Origin of the sequence: Dolichospermum circinale AWQC131C, from assembly GCF_000426905.1 — a bacterium.
GTDB lineage: Bacteria > Cyanobacteriota > Cyanobacteriia > Cyanobacteriales > Nostocaceae > Dolichospermum > Dolichospermum circinale.
Genome location: NZ_KE384612.1, coordinates 80,483 through 102,683, shown reverse-complemented (window position 1 = coordinate 102,683; position 22,201 = coordinate 80,483). Strand labels below are relative to the sequence as shown.

Here is a 22,201-nt window from a genome sequence, read left to right as displayed (position 1 = left end):
CCGCAAGCGGGGAGGGGGTTGGGGGTGGGGTTCTTGTACCTCATAACATCGGGAAGTGCTGTAAATATTGGAGTATGTACGGGAGCATTCCAGTTTGCAACTAAGCATAAATACTCTAGAATGCAGAATGTGTGTTACAATAAATATTGCCAAATAAAAAATACGATCGCCTAAAATTAAAGCGATCGCAATTTTCCACAAAGGTTAAAAATTATTACTGAGACAAAAATAATAATTATCGTCTCAAATTATGCCTCGGCCTTGACAAAGAAAAGAGCCGTGCGTGGTCCTATCTCTATGCCTCCACGATTCTTTGAACCCCACTCAGTAATGTATTTTTGACCATCATCTCCCTTAGCCACACACATTTTGAAGTTATACTGTAATTCGTCATAGCAGCCAACTTCTAAACCGGGTATTTTTGCAGCTTTAAAATCAAATGTTTCACCAGCTTTATTGATAATGGCTAAACCTTTATTTCCTCGCTCGATAAAGAGTAAATTGGGATTGTCCGCATTAGCAGCAATTTCATTACCATTGCGATAGTATTGAGGTTGTGCGTCCATCTTCTTATGAAATTTAGTAGCAGCAACAACTGTAGGGTTGAAGGCATCAAAATTCAAAATCAGGGGTGTTCCTTCGTTAATCGCCAATACATAAGCTGTTGCTAAGGGTAAATCCCCATCATCAAATTTCCAATTATCAAACTGTCCTGGAGCCCAAGTATCATGATTGCGAGCAAAGGTAACAGCATCCTTACCAGGCAAAGCACGTTGGGTATCTGATGGGTTGACTAAAGAGCGCAAATCTCCTCCAAAACCGAAAGCAGCTTTTAAGGTATTGACCAGTTGAAAATCTGTTACTTTGGGAAAAACAGGGATATAACTCATGCTCTCACCATAATCCTTACCAATGACCTCACCATAGTAAAGCTTGTCACTAGGGATCACGGCAAGGATTTTCTGCATATCCTGGCGAGAAATGTGCTTGGCAGCGTCAAAACGTAAACCATCGAATCCAAAATCAAGTAGTTTTTTCAGATAGTTCTGTTGTTGCTCTTGCACATAGGGCAAACCCGTTTTCAGGTCAGGTAATCCCTCTGGGTCATCTTGACTGCATAACCAATTATTTTCCACTTCCCAGGAATTATTGTAGTCCTTGATACATTCTTTGTTATGAAAGTATTCCGGCTCCTGGAATATAGGATAGGCTGTGGGGAAAGGTTTGATCTCGTGACCAGCAACGTTTTTGTAATTAGCCAGGTGATTCAAGACGACATCAGCAATCACCTTAATGCCTTTTTCATGAGCCGCATTAATCAAATCCTTTAACTCTTGCTCAGTTCCCAGATTTCCCTCTAGGACATAATCAAGGGGTTGATACTGTATGTACCAGTATTTGTCTGAAGTGCAAGCATCATCATCCCGTGAGGCGGTTGTATTAGGGGGGGAAACTTGGATGTAATCGTATCCTGCGGCTTCAATTTTGGGTAGTTCGGCTTTGATATTAGCAAAACATTCATCGAAGGCGTGATAGATGGCATCTGCTTTCGCTGATGGAGTGTAACAAGTCAGTGTAATTGTCAGTGCAGCAAAACAAACAGCAACAAAACTTGCACAGTTTTTGAATAAAGACCGAATTGATTTAGTCACAAACTCACCTTGAATTTTCAAAAGTTGTTGAAATATTAAATGGACTAGTAGGACAATAGACTATCCTACAGCAATCTTTGATATTCGCAATTTGGGGAAACACCCTTAGTAGCTAGTTTCACAATGGTGTTGAAATATTCTTTCAGATTCGCTGCTGAACGAGCAGTTACTAAATCACCATCAACAACCACATAACCTTGATTTGATACAAAGGTTGCACCAGCATTAACAATATCTGACAGCACAACAGTATGGCAAATAACCTTGCGTCCTTTTAATACTTCTGGACAAGGGGTTAAAATCCACAAGCCATGACAAAGAGCGCCTTTGATAATGCGTTTGTTGGCCATTGCTTTTTTATAGAACTGCACTGCTGGAGGCTTCTGCAATTCTCCTGGACTGCCAATATTTCCCATTGGGGGAATTTCCCGGAGTCTGACAGCACAATAGTTAGCAGACATCAATACGATGTCATAATCATTGGGATCGTAGTTGGCAACATCTTTGGTGACTACCATCTTATGCAATTGCTTGTCAGGATTATCTATATCGCTGACGATGGTACGACTTTCCTTACCCCAAAGGTAAGATAAAAAGTCTACTTCTGCCCCCAGAGCAGGAAATCCATTTTTGTAATATTCAATTTCGTCAGGGATATACTCTGTTTCCACCAGGACAGCTACTTTTTTTCCTTTTAATGGTGTACCAGGAAATTGCATCTTCATCCTAATTAGTGCCTCAATATCTTTATACCCATACTCAATAGCTAGGTCTAGTGGAGTTTTACCATCATGTCCTTGAAGATTTAAAGGAACATTGGCATTCAAAAGAACTTTCACCACTTCTGTATGACCATGCCAAGTAGCATCATGCAGTGCTGTATAGCCGTTGTATGGTCCTTGAGCTAAAAGATCAACTTTGCTATTTTCCATCAGAGCTTTCACAGCTTCTGGTCTTCCCGCATAAGCACCTTTGTGAGCAGGAGTTGCCTTCATCAAGTAATCCACAATATAAGGACTAGCTCCAGCTTTTAACAGTTCTAGAACTATCTCTGTATGACCTAAGAAACAGGCAACTAATAAGGGTGTTTGTCCATCATTACCTCCACCGACTATTGGTGAAGACTCGTTAACATCTACCCCTTGAGCAATCAAGCTTTTTACAGCCGCTAAGTTCCCATCCGATACAGCTTGCATTAATGGCTGTTTCTGGGCTTGTTCATCTGTCTTTTGACGCTCCTCTAACATTTGCCGAATGGACTTACCCCAGCTTTCTTGACCAGGAGCAGTAAAACCAGCCGTCCAAGTTTCTTCATTGCTGGCAAATTCCCAAACGTCAGCACCATGATGTCCCTTGATGTTGATGATTGCTCCTTGATCCAATAAGAATTTCACCATCGGCGGCTTTTTAGACCACACTGCATCAATTAAAGGTGTATGTCCCACAATGGCAGATTGCAGATTCAAAAAAGCTCCATGTTTTAGGAGTATTCTCGCTACTTCCACAACACCACTTTGAGCAGCTTTATGTAATGGAGAAGCTCCCGTCACACTATCAATGACATTAACATCTGCTCCTGCATCCAAAAGAGTCTGGGTCATCTGTACATAACCGCGACCAGCAGCAATCATCAATGGGGTCAGGGGTAAAGGTCCTCGTTTGTTGACATCAACCCCTTTTTTGATTAAATCAATCACAGTGGTTAAGTTGTTGGTTTCCACTGCTGTAACTAATGCCAAATTAAGTCCTTGTGTATTAACACTCATGTTTGATTTTAATTGCTAAAAGATTTTCGGCTGCCATTGCTGGCTTCTGATTTAATTAAGATAAAGATATAGTTGTGGAAGTGGCAACTATATCTTTATATCTTTATTTTTTGATGTCTTACCTTAACGAATCATGGCATCAATCAAAGACTCATCTAAACCTACGTTGCGATAATGTTTCCGTGCCATTTCCAATAGGGTAAAACCATCGTCATAACCAGCAAAAGAACCATCGGGATGGGTATAGATCAGACCACCAGAAAGGGCAAAGAAAGTTACCATTGGTTCTGGAGAGTCTGCTGGTACATATAATGTGTGCAGTTCTCCAGGAGGTTCAAAAATATAAGATCCGGGGGTAGCTATCCAGTCGTGTTCCTTATATCCCCATTTACCCCGGATGGTGAAACCATGTACTGTACTAATGTGGTAGTGAGTGTCCAGTTGTTTTCCTGGTAAAATCTTCAGGACATTAGCAAAACCACCAGTAGTCACATTAAAGTGACAAGCTTGAAACCAAGTCCCTTCACCATAAGGAATCCATAGGCGATCGTCATCTAAACAGGTGTTGGTCATGTACTCATTACGCAACCTCTGTTCTGGCTTTAATCCATCATTAAAAAACTTGAAATGTTGGATAGTCATAGATTTATTTTCCTCATTACAGAGTTAATGGTGATAGTTTGATCAAGACATAGTTACCTGATTTATAACTATGTCTTGGGTGGCTAATTTCTTACCGGATGTCGGTAAATGTCACTTTTTGTTTTTTGAATGCTGGATATCCTTCAGAATCGAGTATTTCTTCTACTGATTTCACTTTTGCCGCGTAGGTATAGGGACGGATTCGAGTGTAATCAGGAGTTCCATTTTGGAAGGCAAAATATAAGGTACTGGGCAAATCGTGAATTTCTTGTCCAGTTAAATAGCCAACAATTGCGTGTTCAAAGGTATGGAAAGCATTTTTCCAGGAGTGTTGTTTGGGAAAATGGATATCAGGTTTGTTGTCAGCAGCATTTACCCAATGCCAAACTCCTTTATTTTTATGATCTACCATGTATTCAAACCAGTAACCATAAGTTGTTGGTAGATATTTGGCGTAGGATGGATCTCTGAGGCTTAAAGTAGCAGCAACCTGGTCTAACTCTGCTAAAATCCACCACTCTTTATCTCTTTCTACTTGTCCATATTCATTGATTCTACGTCCCCAAGTACCATCTTCTAAATAAGCTGCTTCTAGGATTTTTGGGGCTGCTTCTTGAGCAAACAAGACTAAATCGTAGTGTCCGGTTAATTTGCCAACTTCATAAATTAACCACAAGGTTTTAATGGAGTGACCGAAATCTGTATGATCTGTGGCTAATTTCTTGTTCTTAGAATCGGTAATCGCTCCCCAGAAAATATTTTTATCAGGACTGTAGAATTGTTCGCTCATGATGGTGGCAACATGCACTAAATCATCTTTCCACTGTTGCTGGAGTTTCTCACCTTTAAATTCGCTGGGTAAAATCGGTGTGAGCAACATCATGTAAGCGTAAATTTGATCCAGTTGCGCTACTAGTTCTCTCTGTTGAGTGCTAACTGTCTCTACAGTACCATCGGGATTTTTGTAATCTATATAGTCAGCTTTTGCCCAGGAAATTAAATCCCATTCTTGATCGTAGTAATACTTAAAAATGTAGTTTTTAACATTCACTATTTCCTGTAAAACCTGAGTATCTCTGGTCAGATAGTAGTAAAATGCTAATCCAGAAAGAGCATAGGTCATATCTTGACTGATGCGCCTTTTCCGTTTAGGTTGCCCCTTTCCTGTTTCATCAAAGTAGGTAAAGGCTCCTTTAACTCCAGATTCAACCAATGCATTAGCCCGTAAATAATCCACACCTGCTTTAGCATAGCTGAGATATTCTCTATTTCCAGTCAGGTTATAGGCCACACCATAGGCAAAAACTTGTCTTGACTTGGCTCTTACATATTCTCTGTCGAGTTTAACGATGCCTGGAATTGGTTCTGCCAATTCTATACAAGGTTTAGCTTTGTCATATAAAGAGCCATCATTGCATCTATAGGTGGGAAAGTTGCCATTGTCCCCAAGGGCTGTATCTTTTGTCCAAAAAGGTAAAAGATCCTCGTTAAGATGCTCTAACCATCTATCTCCTTTGGGTACAGCATTGATTATAAGTCCTATATTGTTGACAGGGTACTGTTTAGACTCAACTAAAGCCTGTGCTGTGGGAACTTCCAGAGATAGAAGAAAAAACACTGCACATAAACACAGGCTAAGAGTCTTCTTTAACAAGGCCCTACTGGCTACTTTACGATTTATCAAAGACAACATCGGTAAAAAATTGGTATAATAAAGAGCTTGCTTCAAAATAAAAATTTACCTTGAAACTCACTATTTATGAGTACAAAGATAAAATATCACAGGAGTTTTAAAGAAACTAGTTGCTGGTAAAAAAACTTTACAGTTTTTTATAGATGGCAGGACTTACTCAAAATATACCTCCCTAAATTCCCTTTTCTCCGTGTTCTCTGTGCTTGGAGTGGTTCGTTTATTGCTTAACTTATGCGTAAGTCATATATAGATCGGGTGAAGCAACAGCGTAACCCAACATGAGATAACTTAAATTAAGAGTTGTACTTTATTTAATTTACATTCCTTAGTTCCACACTAGAATGTTGCCGTATGCACTTGTATAAATGATAAAAATTAGGCCGATAGCCAACCAGCACTCTTACTTTCACTCCCAACTTTCAAGAAATATGACGTGAAGCCTGACTTCTGACTTCCGAACATATAACTTTCTGGCTATTCTTAGGTAACAAGAATCCTTGGTGGTAAGGTAGAGAAGGCTTTTCCATAATCCGTTCTGTATTACGGCAGGATTTGACCACTAGAGTGCTTTGATTTTGAGTTAAAAAAAGTCGTATGATCTGGCTAATTTCCTTATCCAAATACGTTTATTGTATGTACTGGCAACACATACATAATCGCAAATGGATGCGGTTCATTGCTTAGTCTATGGTTTGAATTCTAGACTCAGAAACGCAATGCGTTTAAGTACGTTTAGTAAACCAGTTTGACAACTTAGATATTAATTTTTGAGATTGAGGTTGACCATGAGGTATCGCGCTTTAATTGTTGCTTTCTTCGCTCTATGCTTGGGACTAGTCACTGCTTGTAGTGATGCGCCCTCTACCAGCGTGAGTGATGTACTCACTTACGAACAAATTCGCGGCACTGGTTTGGCTAACAAATGCCCCCAACTAGCAGAAACTAGCCGTGGTTCTATTGCAGTTGATCCTAACGTAACGTATTCTATCAAAGAACTTTGTTTAGAACCCACTAATTTCTTTGTTAAAGAAGAACCTGCTAACAAACGTCAAGAAGCAGAATTTGTTCCTGGTAAAGTTATGACCAGATATACTTCTACCATTGACCAAGTACAAGGTAAGCTAACCGTCAACTCAGATAATAGCTTGACTTTTACAGAAAAAGATGGTCTTGACTTCCAAGCTATCACCGTTAAGCTCCCCGGTGGTGAACTAGTACCTTTCTTATTTACCATCAAAAATTTAGTCGCACAAACACAACCTAATTTAACTAGCATCAATACATCCACTGACTTTGAAGGAACTTTTAAAGTCCCTTCCTATCGTGGTGCTGCTTTCTTAGATCCTAAAGGTCGTGGTGTTGTTAGTGGCTACGATAATGCTGTGGCTTTACCAGCCCAAGCTGATGATGAAGAATTAACCCGTACTAACGTTAAGCGGGCAGAAGTTCTCAAGGGCAAAATTTCTTTGCAGGTAGCCAAAGTTGATAACACTTCCGGTGAAATCGCTGGGACTTTTGAAAGTGAACAACCTTCTGATACAGATTTAGGCGCAGGTGAACCTAAAGAAGTGAAGATTCGTGGTTTGTTCTACGGTCGCATTGAGCCTCAGTCCTAAATTACTGATTAAATATTTATACAACATCATGGAAGTGTAAAAATATATCCAGATTTTGGTAAGTTAATATTCTCACATACATCCATGAATTGTATAAAATAAATTTTAGAGAATCCCACATCAAAAAAAGCTCCCACTCCAATATGTTTGGAGAATAGGCATCTTACCTAACCTACCTAAGAAATTATTTGTGGAATTCCCTTAACCAAGTAGCACATTAATAACGAGGTGCTGCTTGGTTTTTTTTCGGAAACTAGGGTTTAAGGCTAATAATCATTAAATCTTCTCAAATTCTCCAGAAATATAAGTAAATCTGATTGTTAATTAATTTAATTGGGTACAATTCCGGTTTATTATTTAATTGCTAATTGTATATTTTCATTCCATAGCAGTGGTTTCATTAACTTCCAATGTGTGGACTAAACCATGGAATAATATTTCATGTAGCCAAGATTTCTCTGGAGATAGTTTCATATAACCTATGTCAATAGCTATTTGAATATAGTTCTGATGTCTAGAACAAGGAAGGGGTTAATTAACAGATTCCAAATTCACTTAAAAACTCAAATTTTATGTCTAAAATAGCCGCCGACGAACTAAAACATCAAATTTCACAGTTGTTGCGAGAGTACCAGCAGTCCCCCTCGGAAAAAGTCCGCAATCAATTGGTGGAACTCAATTTTGGACTAGTGAGAAAAGAAGCTTATTATTGGGTTAATCAGTGCCATGAAAGCTATGAGGATCTGCTACAGGTAGGTTGTATAGGCTTAATTAAAGCCATTGAGAAATTTGAACTTTCTTTGGGAAATGCATTTAGTTCCTATGCCGTACCCTACATTCGTGGTGAAATTCAACACTATCTACGAGATAAAAGTGTAACTGTGAAAATACCCAGGCACTGGCTAGGAATCCAACAAAAAGCTGTCGCGGTTTGCCGGTCTATGAGGGAGGAATATCATCGTCAACCGACGGATAGCGAATTAGCGGCTGCATTGAAAATTTCTCTAAGTGAATGGGAAGAAATTAAATTAGCATTGATTAACCGCACACCCTTGAGTCTAGATGTACCTATAAAAGATGGAGAAGAAGGTTGCACTTGTTTGGGTGAATTAGTTCCAGATCCTCAGTATCGCAGTTTTCAATTAGCCCAAGAGGATCAAATTCGTTTACAACAAGCCTTGGTTAAGTTAGAAAAACTGACTCGTGAAGTTGTTGAGTATGTTTTTTTTCATGAGTTCACCCAAAAAGAGGTAGCAGAACTTCTGAATATTAGTGTTGTAACAGTTTCCAGGCGCGTTAAGAAGGGGCTGGAATTATTGAGAAATATTATGGATGACGGGTAAAGTTAGTTGTTAATTTTAGTTGATGCTGGTAATATAACAAATGTTAGTTAAGACCACGCACTTAATCAATCTGGTGAAGTTTTTATATTGTTTAGCTACATTCAGTGCTTTATGTCTGAGTATCTTGAAGAACTAAGTTCAAGCCTGAGTGATTCAACCCACAAACGAACCGCCCTATAGTTTTTAAGAGAAGTTAATGATTACAAATTCATATATTACAGCCACAGCTATTGCAGCCGCAACTATTTTAACAACCTTATCGCTGACTGGATGTACGATAGGTGAAACGCCCAATAGCACTACTGTTAGTCCTGAACCAACTACCCAGCAGACAAAACCACCACAATCTTTATTGGTTTTGAATAATCCTATGGTGTATTCTAGACCGGTTACGAATCGTGAATCTGTTGGCACTTTGATTCCACCGACTAAAGGTGCAGAACGATTACTGGTCATACAAAAAGGACGAACAGACCCCTTTGGGCAAATTGTGGACCCAAGGACAAAAATCTCAGTTCCTACATTATTGCCTTTACCTACTATAATCAAACAACAACCAATAAATACAACGGCCAAGTCGGCAAACTTAAGTGCAATGGAGCAAAAAGCGACACTAAAGACCGTACTGGCTAGTAAATCCGCTGCTAAACCAGTAACTAAAGTAGTCGCTTTCAGACCCAATTTGTCACAACTAAAGCCAATCGAGCAAAAACCGACAAAAAAAACTAATCTACCACTAGCACCACAGCCAAAAATAGCTAGAGAAGTTGTTGTGACTGGTATAGTTTCGATTGGTGAAGTACCCCAAGCAATTATTAAAGCACCGAATGAGCCAACCAGTAGATATGTACAACCGGGACAAAGACTGATGAATGGCGTATTAGTGAAACGTATTGAAATGCGTCAAGGCAGTAATCCCACCGTAATTTTAGAAGAGTATGGGATTGAAGTTGTCAAACAGGTGGGAGAAAAACCTGTGGAAGAATCTAAACCTTTAACTAAAGCATCTGCTAGTAATTATACTGTGGTGCAAAAGCCGCAGGAAAATTTTGTCAGAGATTTATAGATATGGAAATACAAGAGAAAATAGAATTTCCTGGTTTACCTTTGGCGGTATATCGAGAAATAGCAGCCCATCTAAATCAGTTAGCAGGGGTAGAAGTGGGATTAATTTCTCAAACATCTTTAGAGTTTGATTATAACGAAAGTCAAATTGCTGGTTTATGGATTTCGTGGCTACCAAACGCTCATGAGGAAGATAAACAAAGATTTAAGCAAATAGTAGGTTACTATCAAAACCGCTAAACCGCATTTTTTAGTAACTTCTGTTAAAAATCTTGATGATTTAGCAAATTGGGGAAGATTTTGCAGTAAGCTCAATTTGAATTGTAGTCAGACTTTACAGGACTTTATCATCATGTCAAGTTCATTTTTGCCCACTGTGTTGGCTTATTCCTCCTTTTTGCCTTCTATTTTCGTTCCTCTCACCGGCTTAGTTTTACCAGCAGTAATTTTCGCATTTTTGTTTTCATACATTGAAAGTGAAGATATTGCTTAATTAGGCTATGGGTAATTGGTTACTTAGTTTTTACGCTAATTACCTATTTAGAAACTAACAAAACCGCCTATCTCTATGAGGTAGGCGGTTTTTATGATAATTTCTGAAGCAGGATTTCAAAAATGATGATCAAGCAAAAATTTAGTCTTTTGTATTTTTAATTGCTGCCTTTTTTCCGGTAGCATTACATTGAAGAACCAATTCCTGCGTAAGATCCATAAAAGAAGATACCTACAACAGTGATGACACCTAAACCTGCGATCGTAGCGACGACCCACAGGGGAATTCTTCCACTTCCAGACACAGTTTTTTCCTCACTTACAAAAATTGTCAGTTGTCAGTCGTCAGTTGTCATTCGTCAGTTGTCATTCGTCAGTTGTCAGTTGAGAATTTTCTCCCACCTGTTACCTAACTAGCAACTGACGTTATCAAAAGCCCAGTTAGTTAAAGAAGTAACTGGAAAATAAAATTCCCAGCACGAAGACCAAGAGTAGTCCTAGATAGAGAGAGGTACGGTTTAATTCAACTGGTTGTTGATTAGGATTAGGCGTTCTTTCCATGATTAACTCCTAGCGTTGAATAAATTGCATTGAAGCGATCGCGCCCAAAAAGAATACAGTAGGGACAGCTAGGGTATGAACCGCAAGCCATCTGACTGTAAAAATGGGATAGGTAACTGGTTGATTGATGTTATTACCGCTAGCCATGATGTCAAATTACTTTCCAATAAAGGTTTCTACTTGTTGTTTTGCTTCAAAACGGTTTTTCACAATTGGTACTTCTTGACGAACCTGAGTAAAATACTCATTAGGACGTGGTGTACCAAAAACATCATAAGCCAGACCAGTGCTGACAAATAACCAACCGGCGACAAATAGTGCGGGGATGGTGATGCTGTGAATTACCCAGTAACGAATACTGGTAACAATGTCAGAAAACGGACGTTCTCCAGTGGTACCTGCCATTTATTTCACTCCCTTCTCAAAAACAATGATTGAGTTTATTATCCTACAAAGTTGAGACTTCAGTTACATCCCACAGTTGAGTTGAGTGTAATTAAGCTGCTGGGGCTGTTGTTGGCTCTGCTTTGGGGTTATATTTGAGTAAAACGCCGCGATCGCCAATTATAAAACCTTGATCGGGCTTAAAGAAGACAATTTTGTAAAAATTAGCGGCTACTTTTTCTACATCACGGTCTTTTGTCCAGGTTTTCCCACCATCAGCACTGCTGAGTAAATTACCACTACCACCGCCAACCCAAATTTCATCAGGTGTGCGATAAGCCAAATCCAGTAAACCCCAACTTGTGGACAACTCTGGATATGTCGGCTCTAGCCAATCTTCCGGTTTAGTAGGATCACTGAATTGAACCTGTCCACCTCGTGCCAATAACCACAATTGTCCATCCTGAGTGAAACCCATATTTTCCAAACGGCGGGAACTATTGCGGTTATGGGGTTGCCAAGCATTTTGACCAGGCTCCCAAGTCGAGTAAAAACTACCCTTAGCAGAAACAGCGATATACTTACCATCAGGCGATCGCTCGATGTTACGTACTACACCAAAGGCTGCTTCCAGATTAGCTTTCCAATTTTGACCACCATCTGTAGTTTGGTAAATTGCCCCCAAATCGGTGGCCATTTCCGCCGTATTTGCACCTATGGCTGTAATAGCAATGGGGCTACCGGGTAACTTTTCGCTTAAAGCGATTCGTGACCAGGACTTACCTTCATCAGTAGTATGGAGTAAGAGAGAAGGTTCTCCAGCAATCCAGCCCTCTTGACCGAAAAAACTGACAGAGTTAAAACGGTATCTAGGATCATCCAATTCTAATTTTAGCGGTTGCCAAGTCTCACCACCATCATTAGTTTCCAAAAGAGTGGCATTACTACCCACTAAATAACCATGTTGGGAGTTACCAGCAAAGCCAATATCGAGCAATTTCGACTTTGTTGGTACATTAATCACCTGCCAGGGATTGTAGCTAATAGAAGGAACACTACTACACCCGATACAGGCCATAACTACTATTAACGCGGCAAAAAATCCTTGCCACTTTTTCACAATTGATTGCATCAGTATTACTGAGGTTTTCCAGTTCAGGTTAAATGAGATCTTCCGTGCGGTAAATCAAGATAGCGGTTTTTACTGTAGTCCGTAGAGACTAATAAAAAACAAGAAGCCAAGGGCTAAAGCCCCAAAAATCAAAATGTTCTTTTGAGTTGGTGTGAGAGTATTAACACCTAAACCGTAACCTAAGTTTTCCTTAAAACCAGAGGCCGTACCTACTGGTCCAATATTCGCAAAAGCAGTTTTCTTAGCTATACAAACTGGACAGCGCCAATTTGCGGGTAGTTCTGCAAAAACTGTTCCTGGGGGAATATTGCTTTTGTCGTCTCCCTTCTCAGGTTCATAAACGTAACCGCAAGAACGACACTCGTAGCGGTCTAATACTGGAGTTTCCACAGCTTGTTCAGCTTGTTCACTCATGGCTTATAGTCTCGCTTCAGGGGAATTATTAAATATACGTTACAAATTATGACATAATTGCCGGAGTTTTCTATCGCTAAAAGGATTTAAATACAATATCAACTCTGAAAAACTTCAGCAAGCCTTAGATATAGTGCAAACTACTTAACATTTAACTTCTCTCCCAGTTGTTGCTGAAAGAAGTCGAATAAGTGCCTAGAGTATAAATGGCGACAAATTTTTAACTTAAAACCCATATTAAAAGCAGAAATATTAAAAAAAAATAACGAATTTGTTCTTATTTTACACAACGTAGTACATATTGATAACACCAATACAGAGACTCAAAAAATGAGTAGAAAAGTAAAGTTTCTCATAATTTTACTGACTTGTTTAGGATTGATAATCAATCCAGACATTGTCAAAGCCGACACTTTAATTTCAGCCAATATCGAGAATGCCAGTAAAGGACAATGGCAAACAGTACCTTTACCCGTAGATAAAAAAGACTGGATGCAAGGTGTACATACTTCGTTACTACCTAATGGTAAAGTATTAGTAGTCAATGGTAGCAGTAACCGTAACACATTAGTTCAAGAGGGAACAAGTAACAAATTTATTGATGGGGTCAATGGAAGAGATTATGCAGTAGTTGATAATTCTGCCTTATTTGACCCAAAAACCAATACATTTGAGCGCATTTCTTCACCCAACGCACTAGAGAATAAACAAAGCAACGATCCTTTTTGTTCAGCAAACCTGCATTTACCTGATGGTAACGTACTATTTATTAGTGGTTCTCATCGTTATTACCCAGGAGAAAAATTTGAGGGTTCAAAACAAACCAACTTATATAAGTGGGACACAGAAAATCCACAAGATCAAACCAAAACATGGTCTACAGTTGGTCAGTTAAGAGAAGGACGTTGGTATCCTACGCCTATTACTTTAGCAACTGGGGAAATAGTAATTTTTTCCGGTTTGAAATATGACAAACCCAATCAGATCACCCCTTCAATTGAAATCTTTGACCCGAAAACTAAAAAGTTTCAATACATTGATCTGACTTACGTAGAAAATAGTCCCTTCAATACCAAAGTCGAGTACACAGACAATTACACTTACAATGATAAACAAGTTTCTAGAAAAATAGATGCTTACGATAGCATTGACCTTTATCCTCGCATTTTTCCCACCCCTGACGGCAAATTATTAATTACAGGTGATGGTGCAGGTAAATCTCCCCTGGAAATACATGAAAGCAACAAAACCTATTTAATGTCACTCACAAAGGATAGTAAGGGGGAATTTACTGTCAGTTTTGAAATTGGACCTGAAAGAAAAGAGATATCCAAAGTTTATGGAACTGGAATCTTAGATCCTAATAAAGAAGGTGATGTCTTATTAATGGGAGGCATCATTGGTACTAATGACATTAACTTTGGTCGTCCTTACCAGGGTAAAAAAGAAAATGATTCCTTTGAAAAAAATAGCTACAATTACAATTTAGCAGCCAAAGGAGTCAGAACTGCTGATACTTTAGAACGTTGGTCTGCTGAAAAAGGGGAATGGAAAATATATCCTAAATTTCTTAATAAACCCCGGGCTATGGGTCAGGCTGTAATTCTCCCCACCAAACAAATTTTAGTAGTTAATGGTGGTGAATATGGGGAATACAAACCTATTTTTGATCCACTGTTGATGACTGCTGATAAATCATCACCGAGTGGCTATAAAACCGAAGCAATGAATCCCGGTAAATTCCCCAGACTGTATCATAATAATGCCGTCTTATTACCTGATGCTCGTGTTTTAGTTATTGGTGGTAATCCTAGTCGTGCAGCTAGGTCTAAAGATGGAAAGGTTCATGTTGACGTTTTACCAGATCCGAAAAATTACTACACAATACCTCAATTCAAAGACAAGGACGGGAATGTACAAACATTCGATTTAGACAAGTATTACCAAGATCCCAAGGCATATTTTGTAGATGGTGATCCAGAACCATTTGTCCCCGCAGAAACTTGGCAAGCAGAAATTTTTACCCCTCCTTATTTGTTGAAAGCAGGACCACGCCCAGAATTTACCAAAGCTCCTGAGACCCTGAAATATGGAGAACGAGGCAAAGTAGTATTAAATACTACCAGTAAATCAGGTTCTCTAGTGCTGATTAAATTAAGCTCAGGAACTCACTCCTTTGATTTTGGACAACGGCTGGCTGATTTAAAGATAAAATCACTCGAGATCTATCCAAATAATCCAAATAAACTTTCAGTAAAATTTACAGCACCCAAAAACGCCAACTTGTATCCACCTGGTTACTATATGATGTTTTACGTCAATGATGATGGTGTTCCATCGGAAGCCAAGTTCGTAAAACTAGAACAATAGAAACAATAATCTTTCCAGTCACTGTTGCTGTGACTAAATATAGCAACAGTGTATCAACAAACTAAAAAATAGGAGTTCCCAACAATGGCACTAACAGAAGAAGATTTAAAAACACTTCCCGAAAACGGTATTGACCCTGAACATCCTGGTGAATATGCAGATTTGCTCAAGGATTTACAAGGGAATATTCTCAGAGGACATGGAAGAGATAGTAGCGTACATTTATTTTTGCAATTCAAACCTGGTCAAGTCCAAGAATTAAAAAAATGGATTAGCAAATTTGCCGCAAAAATAACATCTGCTCAGAAACAAGCAGACGAAGCGAAATTGTACAGAGACAAAAAAATTGCAGGTGATCCATTTGTGAATTTCTTTCTCACCCGTAAAGGTTATGAGTATTTAGAATATAAACCCTTTCAAATTCCAGGTGATCAACCTTTTCGGTTTGGCATGAAAAACGATACAATCAGAAAACTGTTAGGTGATCCAGTAGTTGAAAAATGGGATCCAGGATTACAAGAAGAAATTCATGCCTTATTGCTGATTGCTGATGATAATGTAGTTAGCCTTTTGCAAACAGTTAATCAAATCACCAGAGAACTCTATCGTCTAGCTCAAGTTGTTCATAGAGAAGATGGCTTCATCCTCAAAAATGAACAAGGTGAGCATATTGAACACTTTGGTTTCGTTGATGGTATTAGTCAACCTCTATTTCTCAAAAGAGATATCGAAAGAGCTAAAAGCAAGACTTTTAATAAGAAATGGGAGGGGAGTAAATGGGATTCTCGCGCTCCTCTTAGTCTAGTTTTGGTTAAAGACCCTAATGGTAAATGCCAAGATAGTTATGGTAGTTATCTAGTGTGTCGAAAACTCGAACAAGATGTCAAAGCATTTATTGACACTGAAGAGTACCTCGCTGACCTTGCAAAGGACAAAGAATCAGGACTCCCATTAGAATCTGGCCTACAAATAAAAGGCGATGTCGAATTAGGTGCAGCATTAATGATGGGACGTTTTCGAGATGGAACACCATTAACAATGAAAGGTTCGGAATTAAGACGGACAGAGTTACCAGATGATACTAAAGCAGGTGAGTTTGACGATTTCAATTATGACAACGATACACAGGGATTGAAATGTCCATTTCATACTCACGTACGCAAAACTAATCCTAGAGGAGATACAGGAAGAGTAGATTCATCTGGAGACACACATGAGGAGGCTTTAGAAAAAGAGAGAAACCATAGAATTGCTCGTCGTGCAGTTAGTTATGGAGTAGATTATCAATCATTACCGGATGGGAAGAAATGGGGGCAAAAAGGTTTTGACCCACCAATCATCGGTTCAGGATTATTTTTCCTATGCTTTCAAGCTGATATCTCCAATCAATTTAATTTTATGCAATCAGCTTGGGCTAATGCCAATAACTTTGTTCAGGTGAATGTGGGAGTAGATCCTATTATAGGTCAAACCCAACCTGGTGATGGTCGGGCTAATGAAGCTAACAGAACACAAGAATATCCAATAGCATGGGGCAGCGAAACAACACAGACTATCTCTAACTTTAATCTTTGGGTTCATTTTAAAGGTGGTGAATACTTCTTCGCGCCTAGCATTAGTTCTCTTAAAAATATAATACCTAGCTAATCTTACTAAGTAAGCTAGAAGGTTCACCAGTGACTTATTGAACGTCCATACTCCGTTAAACTACGTCGGGGATATAAATCTCCGATGTAGTTTATGAAAACCAAACTTAGACTTTTCTACAATCTTGACGGGAGATGTCCAAGGTACAGCACATACAAGAAGTAAATTTATAAATTAAAATAAACCCTAGTGTTTAAGAGAATACAAGTATATATCTTATATAACTATTGATTTGACTATTTTAATAGAAACCCTTCTGTCTACCATATTTCAGAAAGCCCCAAAAGATATAATGTAAAAGAACATTATCCATTATTGCAGTCAACAGTTATTAGGTATCAGGAAAAACTTATCAAAACTATAAATCTGATAACTGATAGCTTATCCCCTTACACCATTAGCGGTAGAAACCCATTGTGTTTGTTCTTAGCGGTTACGAGTATCTTCTAGGCTTTTTCATCTTGTGTAGCCTAGTTCCAGTTCTAGCACTGTCAGCCTCAAAAATCCTGAGACCCGTTAGTACAAGTCTAGAAAAACGGACTACTTACGAATGCGGACTAGAACCCATTGGCGGTGCTTGGATTCAGTTCAACATTCGCTACTATATGTTCGCCCTGGTCTTCGTTGTTTTTGACGTAGAAACAGTATTTTTGTATCCTTGGGCAGTTGCTTTTAACCGCCTGGGTTTATTGGCATTTATCGAAGCCCTAATCTTTATTTCGATACTCATCATCGCCTTAGTTTACGCATGGCGTAAAGGAGCTTTAGAATGGTCGTAAATTCTAATATTACCACCCCAGACAAAGAGCAAATCATCAACCCCATTCAACGCCCTACAGTCACCCATGAACTGTCAGAAAACGTCATTTTAACTACCGTTGATGACCTTTACAACTGGGCGCGGCTTTCTAGTTTGTGGCCTTTACTATTCGGTACAGCTTGCTGCTTCATCGAATTTGCGGCTTTAATCGGCTCTCGTTTTGATTTTGACCGTTTTGGGTTAATTCCTCGTTGCAGCCCCCGCCAAGCCGATTTACTCATCACTGCGGGAACAATTACCATGAAGATGGCACCCCAATTAGTGCGTCTTTATGAACAAATGCCCGAACCTAAGTATGTAATTGCCATGGGTGCTTGTACAATCACTGGAGGGATGTTTAGCGTTGACTCACCCACAGCAGTACGCGGAGTGGATAAGCTAATCCCCGTAGATGTATATTTACCTGGTTGTCCGCCTCGTCCTGAAGCGATTATTGACGCAATTATTAAACTGCGGAAAAAAATTGCTAACGATTCTATGCAAGAACGGGATAACATCAAGCAAGTTCACCGTTACTACAGTACAACTCATAATCTGAAGCCAGTTCCCGAGATCTTAACTGGTAAGTATATGCAGTCAGAAACCCGTTTCAATCCTCCCAAAGAATTGACAGAAGCAATTGGTATGGCTGTACCCCCAGCTTTGTTGACAGCAAAGACCCAGAAGGAGGAACAAGCGCGTGGCTGAAGAATCTAAACCAGTTCCCGTAGCAGAAGCGTCTCTAGTCAAAGCCGGTAAAGTGTCCCAATGGTTGACGGAAAATGGCTTTTTCCATGAGTTTTTAGAACTTGATGCTAACGGAGTAGAGATCATTAAAGTCCCTGCAAGTTTTCTACTACCCATTTCTACAGCTTTGTATGCTTATGGGTTTAATTATCTCCAGTTTCAGGGGGGTATTGACTTGGGAGCGGGAGAAGACTTAGTAAGTGTTTATCATTTACTGAAAGTTAGCGATAATGCTGACCGTCCTGAAGAAATCAGGGTAAAAGTGTTTTTACCGAGGGAAAATCCTGTTGTACCTTCAGTTTACTGGATTTGGAAAACAGCGGACTGGCAAGAACGGGAAAGCTATGATATGTATGGTATCATCTATGAAGGTCATCCTAACTTAAAGCGGATTTTGATGCCAGAAGATTGGGTAGGTTGGCCTTTGCGGAAAGATTACATTTCTCCTGATTTTTACGAGTTACAGGACGCTTATTAAGCATTGCTGGAATTGAGTTTTCAGTAGTAACAATTAACCCCTTTCCATTCCTGGAGGGGGTTTTTAAATCTTTTATGGAACAATTTTGATCATAAACGCAAGATAAAAATCATAAATGTTGGGTATTTTAATCATAAATGTTGGGTTTCGTTACCTCAACCCAACCTACTTAAAGTTTATTAAACAAAATTTATTAAAAATCTAACTCTATTTGATTCACTCTGACTTCTTTTTGTTTTTCCGCACTTTTGAGAACTTCATAACTTAAACGAATATTTAATCTTTGTTGATCTTCAATTATCTCTTTAATGGTGACGATTTGGATTTTGTCGCAACTATGACTCATGTATTTACTCTGATAAAAACCAGCAGATTTTGCGGTTTTTAGCATATCTTTAGTAGGTTCTTCCAGGGTGATAAATATGGCTAGACTAGCACTTTCTAGGGTCATTGTTCCTAGTAAATCTCGGATATCTCCCGATTTAACTTTACCAGATTTAACTTGAAAAATTATCTTTTCTGGGTCATTTTTATCACCTTGAAAATAAACAATTCCATCTATACCTTTATCTGCACCTTTTTTAGCGTTAATGACTGCTTTATTATTAGTATAAGTTAATATTGCCCATTTTTCAAATTCTTTACGAGTGCGATCATCTGTTTTATTTGCTAATGCTCTTGCACTTTCTATATCTTTAGGAATACCATGAAGTTTAATGGTTTTTAAGACTCCTGGAAAACTATCTTCTAATCTTTTTAATATTAAGCTAATGCTTTGATAGGTAATATCAATTCCTATCCATTGTCTATCTAATTTTTGGCACACTGCTACGGTTGTACCACATCCACAATAGGCATCTAATACTATATCATTTTCCTTAGAACTGGCTTTAATTATTCTTTCTAATAATGATTCTGGTTTCTGTGTTGGGTATCCTAAACGTTCTTTTGCTTGCGAATTAATTTCTGCAATATCAACCCATAAATCTCCAATAGATTCTCCCTTTTCTTCATCTAAATATCTAATCAGTCTTTTTTTGCCATTTTTTGTAATATATATTCTTCCTTCTTCTTCAAATTTTTGAATACTTTTTTCTGAATAAGTTCCTAAGTCACAATCTCTAAACATTCTTCCATTTGCATCAATACGAAATTTGGTTTTTATAAATAGTTCATCATATGGTTTGTATGGATTGTTCCAGGTTGCTATATTAGATTTTGTATAAAATAAAATACTATCAGAGTTTCTTGCAAATTGATAGCCTATTGCTTTTGCACCTCTAACAGGTTGACGTTTCCATCTAATTTCATTACGATATTCCCCTCCATGAGAACAAAAGACAGCATCTAAAACTAATTTTAAATAATGACTCGCAGTAGGATCACAATGTAAATAAAAACTTCCCGTAGGTTTCAAAACGCGATGAATTTCTGTTATCCTTAAAGTCATACTCACTAAATAAGCTAGTAAACTTCCTTTTCCTAAAACATTACTTAAACCTGTAATTAAAGCAATACATTGTTGAGTAAATAAACCATGATAATTAATGAGGATTTCATTTATTCCATGAATAGCGTGATCATCCCATTCCCAAGTGTCAATAAATGCTTGCGCTTGTGCTTTATCTTCTGCACCGATATTATTATAAATTTGATTGTAATTTCGTTTAGAATTAAAAGGAGGATCAATATAACATAAGTCCACAGACTCATCTTTTATGTAACGTCTTAAAACTTCTAAATTGTCCCCATAATAAAGTTGGTTAACCATTGTTTTTACACAGTTGTTTTTGCTTCAATTACCCCTGATTAATCAGTTTTATACTCAATGACTTTTTTGTCATCTCAGAAAATGCTTGATATTACCTGATGTTTTGTTACAGAATATTAAGAAAATACCTGAAAATACCTGATAAATTGCCAACAAATTGAGTTATAATGGCTAAAAATATTACCTAAGCTCGGTTTTATGAATGTTACAGAAATTTTACAATTTGTTGATCACCTAGTATTTACACAGACTGATAAACATTTAGATGATTTACAAAAAAAGATTATTGAGGAACTATTTAATGGTAAAACCTATAGACAAATTGCCAGTATTTATGATTATGATGAGGGTTATATTGGTGACGAGAGTAGGAAGTTATTTAAAATGTTATCGGACGGTTTAGGTCAAGAGGTTAATAAATCCAACTTTTGTTGGACTATAGAAAGAGTTATAAACTCTAAAATTGTTAGCTTTGGAAATAATAATATTAATTGTTATTCTCATCTTCAAAAATCAAATCATTATCCAGAAGATCATAATACAAAACAATCTAAATCTTATTACCATGATTTAACCGTATCTCCTAAAATTACTCGTTTTTATGGACGAGAAAAAGAATTAGAATTGATATTTAAGTTTATTATCAATCAAAATACTCATTTAATCTCCATATTAGGATTACCTGGAATTGGTAAAACTAGCCTTGTCAAAAGATTTGTTGATTTAAACTTAGATAAATTTGCGGTCATTATTTGGAGAACTTTAAAATTTCCTAAATCCCTAAATTTACTCATTGATGATTTATTAAATGTTTGTCAACAGCAAGCTAAACAACCTATAGATGATAAATTAAAACAGTTATTTGATATATTTATAAATCAGAAATGTTTAATTATTTTAGATGATTTAGAAAATATTTTTATGAATCGTCAATTTGCTGGAAAATATAAACCTGAATATCAAGACTATCAAATCTTTTTGCAAATGATCACAGAAATTGAACATCAAAGCTGTTTAATTCTCATTAGTCAGGAAAAATGTCAAGAAATGATATCCTTAGACCAGGAAATTTACCCAATTCACTCCCTAGAATTATCAGGGTTAAATCATGCAGATATTTTACAAAATACAGGCTTAAAAAATCAGGAAAATTGGTTAGAATTGATTAAACTATATGAAAGTCATCCTAAATATTTACAGTATATTAGTATCTTGATTAAAGATGTATTTCAGGGTGAAGTCTCAGAATTTCTCAAAGAAAATATTTTAATTTTAACAGCGGACTTTAAAACCGAGTTTGATTCAATATGGTTGAGATTATCTGATATTGAAAAAGAGATATTATTAAAAATCAGTCAAAATCATCAACCCATATCTAGAGAGGAGATAAAAAAGTGCTTATCATTGTCATCAATAGATATAATAAACGGGTTACAATCATTAACAAGAAGATTTTTATTAACCAAGTTAGAAAATGATGAAAAATTATTTACTATATTCCCCATATTTAAAGAATACCTGAGAGTTTATCATTAAGAAATTAACTCAGGATTTATGCAGTAGTAAAGCACCCTACAACAGATTTTTGGTGTGACACTTGCGTAAGTCCTATAACTGTAAGGTCGGTTT

The 22,201-nt window shown here is 37.7% G+C and carries 22 protein-coding genes; 11 read left to right on the top strand and 11 right to left on the bottom strand.

The features are described from left to right. Positions 1-248 precede the first annotated feature (248 nt). The 4 genes from ACIR131C_RS0111485 to ACIR131C_RS22550 form a co-directional block, all read right to left on the bottom strand. Positions 249-1,652, bottom strand: coding sequence for an alpha-amylase family glycosyl hydrolase (locus ACIR131C_RS0111485; RefSeq protein ID WP_196811756.1), 1,404 nt, complete (start codon positions 1,650-1,652; stop codon positions 249-251). Between the two features lie 65 nt (positions 1,653-1,717). Next, on the bottom strand, positions 1,718-3,418 hold the full coding sequence (locus tag ACIR131C_RS25100) for an ankyrin repeat domain-containing protein (RefSeq protein WP_081677189.1): 1,701 nt from the start codon (positions 3,416-3,418) through the stop codon (positions 1,718-1,720). A 123-nt stretch (positions 3,419-3,541) separates the two neighbouring features. Continuing rightward, positions 3,542-4,060: a 2,4'-dihydroxyacetophenone dioxygenase family protein gene (locus ACIR131C_RS0111470; protein WP_035371878.1), complete on the bottom strand. Its 519-nt coding sequence runs from the start codon at positions 4,058-4,060 to the stop codon at positions 3,542-3,544. 91 nt (positions 4,061-4,151) lie between these two features. After that, the gene (locus tag ACIR131C_RS22550; protein ID WP_051347546.1) at positions 4,152-5,678 is read right to left on the bottom strand and encodes an AGE family epimerase/isomerase; all 1,527 of its coding nucleotides are present in this window, start codon (positions 5,676-5,678) and stop codon (positions 4,152-4,154) included. A gap of 860 nt (positions 5,679-6,538) precedes the next feature. Here ACIR131C_RS22550 and psbO point away from each other — a divergent pair. The 5 genes from psbO (at position 6,539) to ACIR131C_RS24560 (ending at position 10,270) form a co-directional block, all read left to right on the top strand. Next, positions 6,539-7,369: a photosystem II manganese-stabilizing polypeptide gene (psbO, locus tag ACIR131C_RS0111460; RefSeq protein ID WP_028090302.1), complete on the top strand. Its 831-nt coding sequence runs from the start codon at positions 6,539-6,541 to the stop codon at positions 7,367-7,369. Between the two features lie 572 nt (positions 7,370-7,941). Continuing rightward, positions 7,942-8,712, top strand: coding sequence for an RNA polymerase sigma factor SigF (locus ACIR131C_RS0111450; RefSeq protein WP_028090301.1), 771 nt, complete (start codon positions 7,942-7,944; stop codon positions 8,710-8,712). Positions 8,713-8,908: 196 nt separating this feature from the next. Beyond that, on the top strand, positions 8,909-9,778 hold the full coding sequence (locus ACIR131C_RS22545) for a hypothetical protein (protein ID WP_051347545.1): 870 nt from the start codon (positions 8,909-8,911) through the stop codon (positions 9,776-9,778). A 2-nt stretch (positions 9,779-9,780) separates the two neighbouring features. Beyond that, a complete protein-coding gene (locus ACIR131C_RS0111440; protein ID WP_028090300.1) occupies positions 9,781-10,017 on the top strand; it encodes a hypothetical protein in 237 nt (78 codons plus the stop codon). Between the two features lie 112 nt (positions 10,018-10,129). Next, positions 10,130-10,270, top strand: a complete 141-nt coding sequence (locus ACIR131C_RS24560) for a photosystem I reaction center subunit VIII (RefSeq protein WP_071604786.1) — start codon at positions 10,130-10,132, stop codon at positions 10,268-10,270. 184 nt (positions 10,271-10,454) lie between these two features. Here ACIR131C_RS24560 and ACIR131C_RS24555 read toward each other — a convergent pair whose 3' ends face one another. From ACIR131C_RS24555 to ACIR131C_RS0111415, 6 genes are all read right to left on the bottom strand, one after another. Then, positions 10,455-10,574, bottom strand: a complete 120-nt coding sequence (locus ACIR131C_RS24555; protein ID WP_071604787.1) for a photosystem II reaction center protein J — start codon at positions 10,572-10,574, stop codon at positions 10,455-10,457. Between the two features lie 136 nt (positions 10,575-10,710). Next, complete coding sequence (gene psbL / locus ACIR131C_RS24550) at positions 10,711-10,830, bottom strand: photosystem II reaction center protein PsbL (protein ID WP_015081482.1); 120 nt, start codon at positions 10,828-10,830, stop codon at positions 10,711-10,713. Between the two features lie 9 nt (positions 10,831-10,839). Beyond that, complete coding sequence (psbF, locus tag ACIR131C_RS0111430; RefSeq protein ID WP_028082859.1) at positions 10,840-10,977, bottom strand: cytochrome b559 subunit beta; 138 nt, start codon at positions 10,975-10,977, stop codon at positions 10,840-10,842. Between the two features lie 9 nt (positions 10,978-10,986). After that, on the bottom strand, positions 10,987-11,235 hold the full coding sequence (gene psbE, locus ACIR131C_RS0111425; protein ID WP_028082860.1) for a cytochrome b559 subunit alpha: 249 nt from the start codon (positions 11,233-11,235) through the stop codon (positions 10,987-10,989). 91 nt (positions 11,236-11,326) lie between these two features. Further along, complete coding sequence (locus ACIR131C_RS0111420) at positions 11,327-12,346, bottom strand: photosynthesis system II assembly factor Ycf48 (protein WP_028090299.1); 1,020 nt, start codon at positions 12,344-12,346, stop codon at positions 11,327-11,329. Between the two features lie 69 nt (positions 12,347-12,415). After that, the gene (locus tag ACIR131C_RS0111415) at positions 12,416-12,760 is read right to left on the bottom strand and encodes a rubredoxin (RefSeq protein WP_028082862.1); all 345 of its coding nucleotides are present in this window, start codon (positions 12,758-12,760) and stop codon (positions 12,416-12,418) included. Positions 12,761-13,090: 330 nt separating this feature from the next. Here ACIR131C_RS0111415 and ACIR131C_RS0111410 point away from each other — a divergent pair, with 330 nt between their 5' ends. The 5 genes from ACIR131C_RS0111410 to ACIR131C_RS0111390 all read left to right on the top strand — a co-directional run bounded on the left by ACIR131C_RS0111410 (position 13,091) and on the right by ACIR131C_RS0111390 (position 18,801). Continuing rightward, a complete protein-coding gene (locus ACIR131C_RS0111410; RefSeq protein WP_028090298.1) occupies positions 13,091-15,130 on the top strand; it encodes a galactose oxidase early set domain-containing protein in 2,040 nt (679 codons plus the stop codon). Positions 15,131-15,214: 84 nt separating this feature from the next. Continuing rightward, positions 15,215-16,777, top strand: a complete 1,563-nt coding sequence (locus ACIR131C_RS0111405) for a Dyp-type peroxidase (RefSeq protein WP_028090297.1) — start codon at positions 15,215-15,217, stop codon at positions 16,775-16,777. A gap of 416 nt (positions 16,778-17,193) precedes the next feature. Further along, entirely contained in the window at positions 17,194-17,556 is a 363-nt protein-coding gene (ndhC, locus tag ACIR131C_RS0111400) for a photosynthetic/respiratory NAD(P)H-quinone oxidoreductase subunit C (RefSeq protein WP_028082863.1), read from the top strand. Further along, the gene (locus ACIR131C_RS0111395) at positions 17,547-18,284 is read left to right on the top strand and encodes an NADH dehydrogenase subunit K (RefSeq protein ID WP_028082864.1); all 738 of its coding nucleotides are present in this window, start codon (positions 17,547-17,549) and stop codon (positions 18,282-18,284) included. The genes ndhC and ACIR131C_RS0111395 overlap by 10 nt, the downstream gene beginning before the upstream one ends. Beyond that, a complete protein-coding gene (locus ACIR131C_RS0111390; RefSeq protein ID WP_028090296.1) occupies positions 18,277-18,801 on the top strand; it encodes an NAD(P)H-quinone oxidoreductase subunit J in 525 nt (174 codons plus the stop codon). The genes ACIR131C_RS0111395 and ACIR131C_RS0111390 overlap by 8 nt, the downstream gene beginning before the upstream one ends. 193 nt (positions 18,802-18,994) lie before the next feature. Here the strand turns inward: ACIR131C_RS0111390 and ACIR131C_RS0111385 are convergent, their stop codons facing one another. Then, entirely contained in the window at positions 18,995-20,572 is a 1,578-nt protein-coding gene (locus tag ACIR131C_RS0111385) for a DNA methyltransferase (protein ID WP_028090295.1), read from the bottom strand. Positions 20,573-20,770: 198 nt separating this feature from the next. On the opposite strand from ACIR131C_RS0111385, the gene ACIR131C_RS0111380 reads away from it, so the two are divergent. After that, positions 20,771-22,108 carry a helix-turn-helix domain-containing protein gene (locus tag ACIR131C_RS0111380; protein WP_028090294.1) on the top strand — a complete coding sequence of 446 codons (1,338 nt, stop codon included), beginning with the start codon at positions 20,771-20,773 and terminating at the stop codon, positions 22,106-22,108. The last annotated feature ends 93 nt before the right edge of the window (positions 22,109-22,201 follow it).